Genomic DNA, 12,849 nt, shown 5'->3' on the forward strand with positions numbered 1-12,849 from the left:
TCCAGGGTGGCATCTGCTTGTAATGGGTTTGTCTGAGGTTAGGCCGGAACCGGCGCTCCACAGATCTCACGCGCGGCGGCGACGATCTTGTCCGCATTAGGCAGGCAATGCTGTTCCAGAACGCGGGCAAACGGGATCGGCACATCCGGATAGGCGATGCGTTTGGGGGGGGCCTTAAGATCCGCCATATTGCTTTCGGTCACGGTCGCGATGATTTCGCCCGACACTCCGTAGCTGTGGTAATCCTCGTCCACCACGATCAACCGCCCGGTCTTTGCGACGCTGGCGCGGATCGTGTCGCGATCCAGCGGCACCAGAGACCGCAGATCTACCACCTCGGCTCTGATACCCTGATCGGCCAACCTTTCCGCCGCTTTCAGCCCGTGATGAACGCCTTGCGCAATCGATACGATGGTCACGTCGTGCCCTTCGCGAGCAATCGCGGCCTTGCCGATTTCGACCTCATAGCTTTCTTCCGGCACATGCACGATGGCGCCCGCTTCGGTGCCGAGCCAGCCCATACCCTGCAATCCCTTGTGATACATGTAAATCACCGGATTCGGGTCGCGCAGCGCCGCTGTCATCAGCCCCTTGGCATCATAGGCATTGGACGGACTGACCACTTTCATGCCGGGTAGATGGGCAAAGCTGCCATAGAGACATTGCGAATGCTGCCCTGCATCGGAATAGCCACCCCCGGTCGAGGTCATCAGCACCATGGGTACGTTGAAATTCCCGCCCGAGAAATAGGTGTTCTTGGCCATCAGATTGTAAATCGCATCAAAGCAGACGCCGAAGAAGTCAACGAACATCAGTTCGACAACCGGCTTCATGCCATCCTGTGCCGCCCCCACGGCGGCACCGATAAACCCAGTCTCCGAAATTGGCGTGTCGCGGACCCGTTCCTTGCCAAACTCCTCCAGCAATCCACGGGTGTTGCCAAAGACACCGCCCAGTTCCGCGATGTCTTCGCCCATGACGAACACGCTCGGATCATCGCGCATTTCCTGTGCGGTGGCCTCGGCCATTGCCCGGGCAATTGTAAGTTTACGTTCATTTTCCATTATCATTTCTCCCTTGGCCTATCAGGCGAACACAGCTGTCAGCGCGTCTTCAGGTTTCGGATCGGCGCTTTCGCGCGCAAAACCGATTGCTTCGTCCACAGCGGCCTGTGCCTTGTCTTCCAATGCATCCAGTTCCGCTTCGGTAAAGTTGCCGTCAGCCAGGAGCTTGGCGCGCATTGCCGGGATCGGGTCCTTCTCGAACAGCCCGTCCTTTTCACCGTCTGGGCGGTAGCCTTCGGCATCGCCCATAAAGTGTCCGGCCAGACGATAGGTTTCGACCTCGATCAGTGTCGGACCTTCGCCGCGACGCGCCCGCGCGATCGCTTCACCGGCAACCTCGTAGATCTTCATTGGATCGTTGCCTGGAATGTAATGGCCAGGAATACCGTATGCCGCCGCCCGGTCCGAGTTGCGCTGTATCGCGGTCGAGGCCTCTTTCGACACGGAAATGCCCCAGGCATTGTCCTCGACCACAACGACCATCGGCAATTTCCAGACCGCCGCCAGGTTCATGGCCTCGTGAAAGGCCCCCTGATTAGCAGCACCTTCACCGATAAACGATACCGCGACACCCGGCTTACCCTGTATCTGACGCGACAGCGCCGCCCCGGCCGCAGGCCCCATGCCTTGAGCGATAATCCCCGAACAGGCAAAGTTCACATCGGCGTCGAAGATATGCATATGGCCACCGCGCCCGCCCGACAGGCCCGTCGCCTTGCCGAAAATTTCGGCGGCCATCTTCTTCAGATCCACACCCTTAGCGATGGCCTGATGATGCGGGCGATGCGTCGCCGTCACGACATCTTCGGGATTCAGATGGGCACAGACACCAACCGCCACCGGTTCCTGTCCGTCTGACAAATGCATCTCACCTGGGATCGGTCCGTCCGCCATGTTGAAAACCGGCGACTTGCCTTCCATGTAGATTTTCTCGATGGCGTTTTCGAACCGACGGCTGGTCACCATCTTTTCATACATCCACGCCAAGGTGTCTTTTGCTGGCTGCATTGTTCCTCTCCTCCTTGTCGAAGAAAAGGCTGATGCAATCTTTATAGGTTGTGTAGCGTTTTCCCTCAGCGAAGTGAGACAACGGAAAAACTGTCTCATCTGGTTCGAGTTGGGACACTCAATTGGACAGACATGCGCCAAACAGCATTGAATTATAGAGCGTTCGTCGGTGAAATTGGTCGACTGTTTCGTGGGTCGAGACCTTCCGCTATTCAGCTACAACCACACCACTGACGAGGTTTGTTCCCGCATTTACAACCGCGTCCGCTTGGCGATGTATCGTTCCCATTGATGCACTGCGCAGCATCCGTTGCTAAGGGCTCACTGCCGACATTCTCTGCAGTATGGGTAGACGGGTAGTATGAGCCCATTGCTGCCGCTGGACAAGCTTTCGCCTTTCGCCTGTGCAGCACGTCGCAATCCCCGCATTCCGGACGTTCCCAGGCGCTTCACAGATGGCAGGGCTGCGGACTTTTCCGGCGTTGCCACTCTGGGTGTTCGCTGACGCAGCATCCACTCGCAGTTGCGACACACTCATTGCTGCGCTGCAGCCGATGCCGCCAGACCGGGCATTAAATGCCAGCCTGAGGGACGAAATTCGAACTCTCTTTTCACCGCAACCGAGACCGGCAAACGAGGAACGGTCAAATCCACCATTCACTTGCACAACGCAAATGTCCGGTTTCTAACGGTTCCAACATTTTTCAGATTATGTTTTGACCCCCGAAGCTGCAATCATAGTACACGGGCCAATGAAACCGGTGTCGGTTTCAAAGGCTTCCAGCGCGGTCTCTACTTCCTCCCAAGCAGCCTGTTTGGCCTCATCGTCCAGCCCTCCAAGCATTTGGTGTAGGGCCCCAAAGCTTTCCTGTTCAAAGCGCAGGCATTCCTGCGCCGTTTCAAGGACAACGGGCGCTTCGATTTTTTGCGTTTGAATATCACCGAGTCCGGCCGCTTCAAAAAGGTCTTCGATTACACCAGGTGCACCGAGGCTGAACGGGCCGGGCAATCCCGGAGCCGGTGCGGGAAGATTAGCGTGTTTGCGAATGATACCGACTGGGTCGGAAAAGAAACGGCATTCCTGCGGCGTCGCATAAACCAGAGCGCCTACCGATCCACCTTTGTGCAAGGCGGAGATCTGACTTTTCATCGAGCGTTTCTGATCCGGGAAGAAAATGAGGCCGACCCGTGAAATCACGGCATCAAACCGTTGATCCCCGGTCTTAAGGTTTTCGCCGTCCATAACTGTGGCACGCGCCTGTGTCAGTCCGGCCCGTTCAAACTGATCATTGGCAAGTCGGGTAAGGTTCTCAGAAAAATCGGTGGACAAGACAAAGCCGTCTGATTCGACGCGCCTCGCGCTCTGCAGCGCATCCTGACCAGAGCCACCTGCGATATGCAACACTATGGACCCTGACTGGACACCGCACATGTCCAGGAGCGTTTCGGTCGCTGGTCCGAGCCATCGATCCAGCAACGGCCCCCAGGCATTCCAGTGTTCAGCGACATTATCCCACTGACTTCGAGTGGAGTTCTTAAAGGCAACGGGATCAAAATTTGTCATATATCAATATCCTTATAGCAATTCGTGAAGCATGGCCGCAGCGCGCGATGCCCCGTCGGCGGCGACGGTATTCGGGATGCGTGGAGCGCCCAATTCCTCGAGCATGGCCGTCGCAATCCTTTCGGGATCGCTTTCGGCAAAAATCATCTTGCGTCCGGCGTTGTAGCGTTCCAGACGGCTGGCCACGTGGAAGTTTTGTTCGAAATGGTTGCGCAACGGAAAGTAAAGGAAGGGAGTGCCTGCTGCCGCAAGTTCCATGCAAGTGGTCAATCCGCCTTGCACCAAAGCCAGATCACAAGCCGCTAAGTGCCGGTCAAGATCTGGCACGAATGCACGCATCTCAACTCCATCGGGCAGATCAAACATTGCCGGATCAAGCCGCGGACCAGCAACCACAATGATCCGCAACTCCGGAATACGGGTGCGCGCCAATGGTACCGCCTTGAGAATTCGTTGGATCAGCGCCGCGCCGACACCGGACCCGCCGACAGCCACGATGCAGGTCGTGCGCCCGTCATCATAGCCGAATTCAACGCGTAGGTCGTCTCGGCTGCCAAATTCTGACGGATGCTGCCCGATGATGTAGTCGGAAAACTCGAAATGTTTCGGTATCCAGTCGCGCATTTGCGGTAACCCGTCACCGAAGTCCCGATTAACGATGTCGTCGCTCGTGCCCACGAAAATTGAGCGATCCCGGACATCTGGATGTCCTTCTACATGTTTGATCATCTCAGCATTGTAATCGGTAGTCAGGAACGCCTCACGCGGGCCGTTTTCCGCAAATGGCAGCCAACCTACGAAATCTGTAAACCACGCCATCGGCGCTTTTTTCAGGTCTGGGTGTTCGTGCCAGTAGTGGTCCACATCCCAAGCTTCGTCAGCGATCACCAGATCATAGGATTCTTCTTCCAGTACCTCTTGGAACACCATGAAATTCTTGATCAGGATCTCGTCCATGTTGCGGATCGCCTGAAAGGCGTGGAGATCATGTTCTCCACATTCGGCCTCAATATGCGCGCTTTCGTTGGCCAGCAATTTGCTGGCCGGATGGACGCGTTCGGTGTTGGCATCCAGAAACCGGATTACCGGGTCCTGCGCCAGCCAATCCACTTGCAGATCAGGGTGCAGCTTGCGTAGCTCACGTGTTACCGCCAGATCTCGACGTGCGTGGCCCAAGCCAATAGGAGAGGACAGATACAGCACCCGTTTCGGTGCACTCGTCACCTTGCGACTTTCGGGCTTCCACGTCCCCAGATGACGTGCGAGAAAATCGCGCATCAAGGTGTTGAACCGGGCGGGGAAACGCGCGTGGATTGCATGCCCGCCGTCCTCAAAGACCTGCAATTCACCACCCGTCAGCTCCGCGATGGCAAAAGATGTTTCCGGGGGAGTGACGTCGTCATTGTCGCCGACACAAATCAGGCTTGGGCATTGCACTTTGCGATACATGTCCTCGTCAATTGCGATCTCCGGTGTGTCTCGAGCCTCTTGCGTCATGATCAGCATTTCAGCATCACCTTCCAACGCCCAGGCGACGGCATCTTCGTGCTGTTTGGTGGAATGTGGTTCGTTATGAACCCGATCCAGAAAGAAGCGCACAAAATCTGGGTAATCCTTGCGCCAGTAGTCGGGATTGTATTTCTGCCAGAGCTGCGGATGGTCGACCAGATCGTTGGCATAGGCATCTGCCCGTTCTTTTTTGGGGGGAACAATCGGGCTCCACGCGCCGGTTGAGATAACAGCGCTGACGCGATCAGGGTGATAGGCCGCCACGGCAAAGGCGATGGCACTGCTGAAAGAAAGCCCGACAAGTGCAGCCTTTTCAACGCCGATTTCATCCATGACCGCAATCACATCGGCGACAATCTTGTCGATTGTGTAAGCGTCTGGATTATCGGGACGGTCTGATTTCCCATTGCCGCGTGGATCAAACGTAATGACCCGAAACCGCTCACTCAGATATGGCACTTGCGCTTTCCAGACGCGGGAATGGATAAGCGCCCAGGTCGGCACGAACAGGATCGTCTCGGCCCCATCTCCGTAGATTTCATAGTGCAGGTTTACGCCGTCACGATCGGTCGTACCTTCAGTATGGGGAAGTTTAGCGCGCATGATTGGGTTCCTCCTTTTGAAGATTCTCCAAATTCGCGATAACCTCGCCAACCTGGCGCAATGTTTTTCGGACGGGGTGAATCTGTTCCTCGTAGCCAAGCAGGATAAGCGCTTCGGCACCAATAAAGGCGCAGGCGATCAAGGACGCCATCGCCTCTACCGAGAGCGGACCAATATCTCCGTGTTCCTCAGTGGCCTCCTTCGCCAATGCAATCAGCAGTTCGTTCCATTGAGTAAGAGCTGCACGAACCGCGTCCCCGATTTTTGGGTTTGACCAGCCTGCGGCGATAAGTTCCTGCAAAACCCGAACATAACCAGACTGAATATCTTCATCGAGGAAGTCGCAGGCCAGAAACCACTTTTCGGAAATCCGAAGCGACGGGTTTGTGAACGTTTGTTTTTGCCGCTCTATCAATCCCGCGTTCATATATTCAAACAACGCAAGGATCATTCCTTCCTTCGACCCAAAATGGTACCGAATTTGGCTCATCTGCGTATTTGCAATCTCTGATACCCTACGCGTCGAAAGCCTTGCAAACCCTTCTTCGGTAAGTACCTGGCGGGCTGCCTCCAGTAGCTCTAGTTTGGTCTGTTCGACGCGTTCTGCTGTCACTCGGGCCATAGCGAATCCTTTCAAATTACTATTAATTCATTCGAACGAATTAATCAATATTGAGAAGTTTTCACTATCTGCATGAGGCAAGAGACTCTTTACAGGTTCAACGTATTTGGCTGCTTTGGCCAGGATTTCAGCCGTTGAAGTGGGCTCTTTAATTAGAGCTTCAAGAGACTAAGTCGCGCTATAACAGAACAATTCCTGCCTCAGCGCAACACTCGCGTCGCGCGCCATTTCATGAAGCGAATTAGTGTTTGAATCCACTTTGTCGAACGCTGCGCATTCAACGAAGGACACCTAAAATCGCAGGTTCGTTAGCGCAGATCACTTACGCCGCAGCCAACAAGGCTCTCCCGATTTTCTCGACATGGATATAATCGGTACCGCAACACCCGCCAAAAACATTCATCGTTGGATGAGCGGCCCTGATATCAACGTATTGATTTGCCAATTCATCTGGGTTTCCTTCTTCAAGATGCCCCAACTGGCACAACGTGCCGTGATCCAAAGAGGATGCGTTGGCCCGCAGTCCACGGATGCGGTTCGCCCAGAGCTCATTGCCCAGTGCAGGGCCAAAATCGACCGGATGCGAGCAGTTGATCATATAATACGCCGGAGCGTTTGACGTTGCCGCATCGACCATTTCAATTGCTTGTTTCAGCGTTTCACCGCTGCGAAGTCTGCAGTCTTTCTCAATCGTAAAGGAAATCACCGACGGGATGCCTGCCTGGGCTGACGCCTTTGCGATACCAATCGCCTCGTCTGTTGTGTTCAGGGTCAGTGCTGTGACGATATCGGCCCCGGCGGCTTTGAACGTCTCAATCTGTTCACTATGGTAGGCTTCGGCACTTTCTGGAGTGAGGTTTTGGTTTGTTCGATAGGCATCACCCTTCGGCCCGATGCAGCCACTGATAACGGTGTTTTCCGCTGTCAAACCAGCCTCAGCGGCGCACTCCCGGTAAAGCTCGAAGCACTTGTGGTTCATCTCAGCCAGGGCATTAGCAGAGTATCCAAGCAACGCACCCCAATCGCGACTTGCGCGATAAGTCAGGCTGTCGAAGATGAAGGGCGTTCCAAGTTTCTCGGCGATATTGGCGAAGGCTAGGTAGTATTCCCGCAACGCTACGGCTGATCGTTGGTCGTTCAGCAGATGAAATGCGCTAAATTCAGGTATCTCAAAGCCACGTTTATACATAAGCCATGTCTCGGTTCCGCCATCGGTTAAGAAAATGTCGTCCGTCTGATGTGGCAATCGGGGTGTAGGTTTGGTCATATCGTGCTCCTATCAATATGCTGCGCTGGCCTTATGCCTCAGGTGCGATGTTTTGATTGAAGCGGAACCGGTTTTGCGGGTCGAATTTGGTTTTTATCTCGACAAGCCGCTTATAGTTCGGGCCGAAACTTGTCTGCGTCAGCTCCGCGTTGTCCTCGCCATGGCCCGCAAAGTTCAGGTAGGCACGCCCATGATGGCCAAAACGTTCGGAATTTGACCAGCCGACCCGTGACCAGGCAATATTAGCGGCATCATCTGCCGGGTCTGACCAAATTCCATCAAGCGAATACATCCAGCCAAAAGAACGATCGCCGAATGCGGTGGCGTCGGCGGCGACCTTTGCTGTTGTACCGCCAAAATTCCAAAGCGATGAAATCGAATTGTCTGACGGGGCCGCCAATGCATTAGAAATCGCCAGATCGATCATTTCGTCTGACAAGTCGCTGAGATATCGCGCCTTCCAATAACACCGGAAATCTCCGGCGGGGACCAGAGTATCAAATAACTGTTGCACATCGCAGTAGTTCATCCGCCCGGAAAAATCCGTCGACAGTTCGCCAAGTTCACGAAGAGGCTGGGTCAGCACTTCGCCCTCGGCGGCGTCTCCGTTGTAAATGCATGCAAGGGTAAAGACCCGCTTGCCCCAGTATTCTTCAGGAAAATCTTCGCCGCCTGCCGTTGAAAACTCGCACAGTGAACCAACCTTGTCCCCGTGTTTTGTCAAAAAATCTCGCCATGCCCGGATTGGTTCTGGACCGTTTTCCACCAGGTATATTGGCGCGGTAAACATGACTTCCGGGCCCAAAGGGTGTAGGGAAAATTCAAAATTAACAACGACGCCAAAATTGCCACCACCACCTTGGAGTGCCCACAATAGATCTGGGTTTTCGTCAGTACTGGCGCGCACCAATGACCCGTCAGCCGTCACCACATCAGCCGCGACCAGGTTATCGATGGAAAGCCCGTGTTTGGCACGCAGCCAGCCAATGCCGCCCGACAGCGTGAGCCCAGCGACACCGGTGTCAGAAATCAAACCACCCGGCGTAGCGAGCCCATGTTTTTGTGTCGCCGTATCTACATCACGCCACAATGCGCCGCCCTGAACTTTGGCCAAACGAGCGGTTGGATCGACTTCAACACCGCGCATCCCAGAGAGATCGATCATCACGCCGCCGTCACACACCGCGTGCCCAGCAACATTGTGACCGCCGCCCTTAATCGAAATCGGCAAGTCCTGGGCAACGGCGAGCTTCACAGCCGCTTGGACATCCGATGCAGATTTGCACTGTGCAATGACGGCAGGGCGGCGATCTATCATCGCATTCCAGACCGCACGTGCGCCATTAAACCGGTTATCATCCGGGTCAATCAGATTACCACTAAACTCAAGTGAGAGCGTCTCTAACATGTTGGATAAGTCGTTCATCGTAGTTACCCCTTTTGATTTCTTTTCAGGCTAACCCAACTCCTCATATCGCAAGAAGTGGCAATATGGACGCCGCCAAGGCATACTGGACAAATGACCACGGCAAACGTGTCAAAACCGTGCTGAAATAGACAGGAGACCCTGATGAGCCACGGAAAGAACCCCCTGATTGTGTTGCTCGCAGCACCAGAAACCTCGGCCTCAGTATTATACGGGTTGTACGATGTGCTGGCCTCGGTTGGGGCTGTCTATTCAGACATGTTGGCCGGAACGCCGGGAAATGAAGTTTTGGATATCAAGATTGCCTCTGCGGACGGGAAACCATTTCACTGTCTGGGCAATATTCCAGTTGAGCCGCATATTGCGACCGACGACGAGGCCTCTCCTGACGCTGTCGTGGTTTGCGATATGTATACCTCGATTTATGACGTCCCAAAGGGGCGCTATCCGCGCGAAATTGCGTGGCTGCGGAAAGTTCATGACAAGGGAGCGCTTGTAACTTCTGTTTGTTCAGGTTCGCTTTTGCTTGCCGAAGGCGGGATGTTGGATGGCAAAGAGGCAACCGCCCATTGGGCATATCGTGACATGTTTCAGCGCCACTATCCCCAAGTTTCCTTTCGCAACGAAAGCATCTTGTGCTTAACGGAAGAGGCTGACGGGATTGTGACAGCAGGCGGCGTAAGCGCGTGGCATGATCTTACCGTTTATCTGATTGCCAAGCTTTGCGGATACCAGCATGCGATTGAAACCGCGAAAGTGTTCCTGATCAGCGGGCATTCTGAAGGACAATCCCCCTATGCTGTGATGACCCGGCCGATGGAGACATCCGATGCACAAATATCCGACTGCCAGACATGGATTGCCGAAAACTACGAGGTTGCCAAGCCGGTTGAACAAATGGTGGCGCGTTCTGGCCTGAATGCCCGAACATTTTCCCGCCGGTTCAAGGCGGCCACAGGATTTGCGCCGATAGAATATGTGCAGGCCCTTCGGATTGAAGAGGCCAAACAGATGCTGGAGACCGACGAACAGCTTGTCGATGAAGTTGGCGTATTGGTTGGCTATGAAGATCCAGCATCGTTCAGACGGGTGTTCAAGCGCGGCGTTGGCCTGTCTCCCGCCGCCTATAGGAAAAAGTTCCAACGTATCTCACAAATCGCAAAACCTATGGCTGCGAAAGCTTAGACAAATTCTGGGGTAATCTTAAAGCATCTTGAAACCAGCACATGAAAAGCTCGTTCACTGGAGCGGACATTCACGTAACTGCAGCGAAAGCTCAATTTGTCCCGCGATCTGTGAATTTGCCGTTTCAAAATTTCTGCACAATCGACGAATGGCCGATTTCGCCGCCGCACTGCATCACGGATTTTTACGCCTGTGCAGAAAATTCGGTGCTGCGAGCGCGCGCAGCGTAAAATCGAGAGTTCCGGTTAGGGCTCGTCGCGGACATTCTCTGCAGTGGGTTCAGACAGGTGGTTTGAGCCCCCACCAGTCATTGTTGAAGGGTTTGGTTGCTTCAGTGGCATTGGTCCGCTCCCAAACTGAAGCAGACGTAGCTAATAGTGGATAGGAGCGCAAACGCAGGTCTCAATGTAATCTTAGTTAATTCTAAAGTTTTGTTTTCTCGAGCCGTTTCTGCGTTTGGATAAAATGGTCAGCCAGTTTCTTTGCCAGCTCGCTTTGAAGATAAATACCGAGGTTCATTTCCTCATCCACCTCAGAAAACACTGCACCAGGGTAGTCTTGCGTGTGCTTGTCTACAAAGTTGTAAATATTCTGAACACGTCCGTTTCTTGTGGCCAAGACAAGGTTGCTCATAATCTCGCTGTTAAAGCTCACTGTCCTAAGGTCAATGTTGATTGGTTTAGGAGCACCAGTATTGACATTGACCTGCGCCCCGAGGCTCCCTCATTCATAACGAGAGTCTGCGGGTCTGGTTTTCATATTCTTGGTCGTCGGTTTGGGCAAGCGCTCTCTCGTTGTTTACTTCACAAACAACTGTCTGGCAGTGGTCGTGCGCGGAGCCTTCAAATTGCTCAAGCGCTCGACGCGCTTCTGCGGGTGTTTTGTTCGCCAGCGATGAATGGGGTCTGACGTGGTTGTAGTCGTATCGCCATAGGGCCAGCTTACGGCGGGCGTCATCCAGACTATCGAACAACTCCTCATTCAGCAGTTCATCACGCAGGCTGCCGTTGAACGACTCGATGAAGGCGTTCTGCTGGGGCTTACCTGGGTCGATGTAATACCAGTCCACGCCATTATCGTTCGCCCATTTTAGGATCGCTCGGCTGGTGAACTCCGTTCCATTGTCGCTGACAATGCTGGCGGGCTTGCCGTAAATGCGAACAAGCGCATCCAGTTCGCGTACGACACGTGCACCGGATATGGAAGTGTCGGCCATCAGGCATAGGTTCTCCCGACAGCAATCGTCATTCACTGCCAGAATGCGGAATTTACGAGACGCGCCAAAGGTATCTGACAGAAAGTCCAGCGACCAGCGTTCGCCGGGTCTCAGGGCCTCGGGCATCGGTGTCCGTGAGCCACGGGCCCGTTTCCGGCCCTTTCGCCCGCCCTTCTAATGAGAAGAGCTAGGGTACTTCGTCCCCACGCGCCTGCAACACAATTAGACAGGGCCGTGTCCTCGGCTGAAGCCTGCGGGCCGCACCAGCCCCATCGAATTGATTTGCACTTGCTACCCCCAACCCTCGCCGGGAGCAGGTTTTAGAGACGAGCGCCCAGAAAGGCTTCGCTCAAAAACAGTTATTAAAGGGAAACATGCGCAACGTAACCACTTGGCAGAAGGCAAAGCTATGCGGCGCAAAGGAAAGGATTTGTCGCAAAAGGCAAAACTATTTGTCGCCACATAGGAAATGTCGGGCGACACATAGTTTTGCCATTCAACGACAGCTAAACCGTTGATTTTGAATCAACTGGATTTTCTCAAGCACACAAGTTTTATCATTTGCGACTCAAAGTTTTGCCATCAGATCAGAGTAGTCGGAATGCATCCACCAGCCTTCAGTGCGACTTCTATAGGTGAGGCAACTATCTTTGTTCGACTCCGACCAAATCGGAATAGGAACGCTCCCCGCGAGTGATTTGCCGTTTGAGGGTGTTCTTTGCAGCTTTTACTTTACCCACGCTCAGGAGCGCCGTGATCGTTTGATGCTCCTGAAACGACTTCTTTGTTCGATCAGAACGCTTGGACAGATGAGTCCGCATGGTTTGGACGATGTCACCGACTTTTTGGTAACCATCTCTCAAATAGCTGTTTTCGCAGTACTTGAAAAAGGCGTGGTGAAATTCTGCATCTAGTTCCAAGTACTGCTCGAATTCATCCGCTTCCTGCGCTTCTGACATCTTCGAAACAATCGTAGCCAGTTCATTGATCAGAACGGTGGGGTTCTTTTCAAGCGCCTGCTCCAAAGCTGCAGATTCGAGGATGAGCCGATACTGGCAAAGCTGCACCACATCCTCTTGAGAAAGAGAGAATACGAAGGCTCCTCGATGAGGGAAGATCTGAACGAGTCCCTGAAGATTCAGAGCCGATAGCGCTTCGCGAATCGGAGTTTTGCTGATGCCCATGGCATTTGACAGCTTCACTTCCGGCAACGATTCACCCAGTTGAAACGTGCCATTGATAATGCCATTGCGAATGTGTTCTTCGGCAGTTTTACTCAATGAATCCGGGCGCTTGATCTGCAAAATCTCAGTCATTTTCACTTCGTCCCATTTCGCCTTTACAACACAATAACACATGTACGCTTGATTTCTATATTATATCTG

The 12,849-nt window shown here is 53.7% G+C and carries 10 protein-coding genes and 1 pseudogene; 1 reads left to right on the forward strand and 10 read right to left on the reverse strand.

Going from position 1 to position 12,849, the window contains the following annotated elements; all coding sequences use genetic code 11:
* Nucleotides 1–38: 38 nt before the first annotated feature.
* The 7 genes from RUM8411_RS16460 to RUM8411_RS16490 form a co-directional block, all read right to left on the reverse strand.
* On the reverse strand, nucleotides 39–1,064 hold the full coding sequence (locus RUM8411_RS16460) for an alpha-ketoacid dehydrogenase subunit beta (protein ID WP_234995271.1): 1,026 nt from the start codon (nucleotides 1,062–1,064) through the stop codon (nucleotides 39–41).
* 21 nt (nucleotides 1,065–1,085) lie between these two features.
* Nucleotides 1,086–2,072, reverse strand: coding sequence for a thiamine pyrophosphate-dependent dehydrogenase E1 component subunit alpha (locus tag RUM8411_RS16465; protein ID WP_234995272.1), 987 nt, complete (start codon nucleotides 2,070–2,072; stop codon nucleotides 1,086–1,088).
* Nucleotides 2,073–2,781: 709 nt separating this feature from the next.
* Nucleotides 2,782–3,636, reverse strand: coding sequence for a class I SAM-dependent methyltransferase (locus RUM8411_RS16470; protein WP_085823810.1), 855 nt, complete (start codon nucleotides 3,634–3,636; stop codon nucleotides 2,782–2,784).
* Between the two features lie 12 nt (nucleotides 3,637–3,648).
* Nucleotides 3,649–5,748 (reverse strand): alpha/beta fold hydrolase, encoded by a 2,100-nt coding sequence (locus RUM8411_RS16475; protein ID WP_085823811.1) that lies wholly within the window; start codon nucleotides 5,746–5,748, stop codon nucleotides 3,649–3,651.
* Entirely contained in the window at nucleotides 5,738–6,370 is a 633-nt protein-coding gene (locus RUM8411_RS16480) for a TetR/AcrR family transcriptional regulator (protein ID WP_085823812.1), read from the reverse strand. Before RUM8411_RS16480 ends, RUM8411_RS16475 begins: the two co-directional genes overlap by 11 nt.
* A gap of 322 nt (nucleotides 6,371–6,692) precedes the next feature.
* Nucleotides 6,693–7,637 carry a homocysteine S-methyltransferase family protein gene (locus RUM8411_RS16485; RefSeq protein WP_085823813.1) on the reverse strand — a complete coding sequence of 315 codons (945 nt, stop codon included), beginning with the start codon at nucleotides 7,635–7,637 and terminating at the stop codon, nucleotides 6,693–6,695.
* Nucleotides 7,638–7,668: 31 nt separating this feature from the next.
* The gene (locus RUM8411_RS16490) at nucleotides 7,669–9,063 is read right to left on the reverse strand and encodes an FAD-binding oxidoreductase (protein ID WP_085823814.1); all 1,395 of its coding nucleotides are present in this window, start codon (nucleotides 9,061–9,063) and stop codon (nucleotides 7,669–7,671) included.
* A gap of 144 nt (nucleotides 9,064–9,207) precedes the next feature.
* Between RUM8411_RS16490 and RUM8411_RS16495 the strand changes: the two genes are divergently transcribed.
* Entirely contained in the window at nucleotides 9,208–10,248 is a 1,041-nt protein-coding gene (locus RUM8411_RS16495) for a GlxA family transcriptional regulator (protein ID WP_085823815.1), read from the forward strand.
* A 423-nt stretch (nucleotides 10,249–10,671) separates the two neighbouring features.
* On the opposite strand, the gene RUM8411_RS16505 is transcribed toward RUM8411_RS16495, so the two are convergent.
* The 3 genes and pseudogenes from RUM8411_RS16505 to RUM8411_RS16515 all read right to left on the reverse strand — a co-directional run bounded on the left by RUM8411_RS16505 (nucleotide 10,672) and on the right by RUM8411_RS16515 (nucleotide 12,780).
* Nucleotides 10,672–10,881: a hypothetical protein gene (locus RUM8411_RS16505; protein WP_085823817.1), complete on the reverse strand. Its 210-nt coding sequence runs from the start codon at nucleotides 10,879–10,881 to the stop codon at nucleotides 10,672–10,674.
* Nucleotides 10,882–10,975: 94 nt separating this feature from the next.
* Nucleotides 10,976–11,629: pseudogene (locus RUM8411_RS16510) on the reverse strand (integrase core domain-containing protein); the annotation flags it as partial.
* A gap of 479 nt (nucleotides 11,630–12,108) precedes the next feature.
* Nucleotides 12,109–12,780: a GntR family transcriptional regulator gene (locus RUM8411_RS16515; protein WP_085823879.1), complete on the reverse strand. Its 672-nt coding sequence runs from the start codon at nucleotides 12,778–12,780 to the stop codon at nucleotides 12,109–12,111.
* Between the last annotated feature and the right edge of the window lie 69 nt (nucleotides 12,781–12,849).

The organism is Ruegeria meonggei, assembly GCF_900172215.1.
GTDB classification, from domain to species: domain Bacteria; phylum Pseudomonadota; class Alphaproteobacteria; order Rhodobacterales; family Rhodobacteraceae; genus Ruegeria; species Ruegeria meonggei.

Coding starts and splice junctions, on each gene's coding strand:
- RUM8411_RS16470 (WP_085823810.1), bottom strand. CDS start 3,636: ATGACAAATTTTGATCCCGTTGCCTTTAAGAACTCCACTCGAAGTCAG.
- RUM8411_RS16475 (WP_085823811.1), bottom strand. CDS start 5,748: ATGCGCGCTAAACTTCCCCATACTGAAGGTACGACCGATCGTGACGGC.
- RUM8411_RS16515 (WP_085823879.1), bottom strand. CDS start 12,780: ATGACTGAGATTTTGCAGATCAAGCGCCCGGATTCATTGAGTAAAACT.
- RUM8411_RS16465 (WP_234995272.1), bottom strand. CDS start 2,072: ATGCAGCCAGCAAAAGACACCTTGGCGTGGATGTATGAAAAGATGGTG.
- RUM8411_RS16485 (WP_085823813.1), bottom strand. CDS start 7,637: ATGACCAAACCTACACCCCGATTGCCACATCAGACGGACGACATTTTC.
- RUM8411_RS16490 (WP_085823814.1), bottom strand. CDS start 9,063: ATGAACGACTTATCCAACATGTTAGAGACGCTCTCACTTGAGTTTAGT.
- RUM8411_RS16460 (WP_234995271.1), bottom strand. CDS start 1,064: ATGGAAAATGAACGTAAACTTACAATTGCCCGGGCAATGGCCGAGGCC.
- RUM8411_RS16505 (WP_085823817.1), bottom strand. CDS start 10,881: ATGAGCAACCTTGTCTTGGCCACAAGAAACGGACGTGTTCAGAATATT.
- RUM8411_RS16495 (WP_085823815.1), top strand. CDS start 9,208: ATGAGCCACGGAAAGAACCCCCTGATTGTGTTGCTCGCAGCACCAGAA.
- RUM8411_RS16480 (WP_085823812.1), bottom strand. CDS start 6,370: ATGGCCCGAGTGACAGCAGAACGCGTCGAACAGACCAAACTAGAGCTA.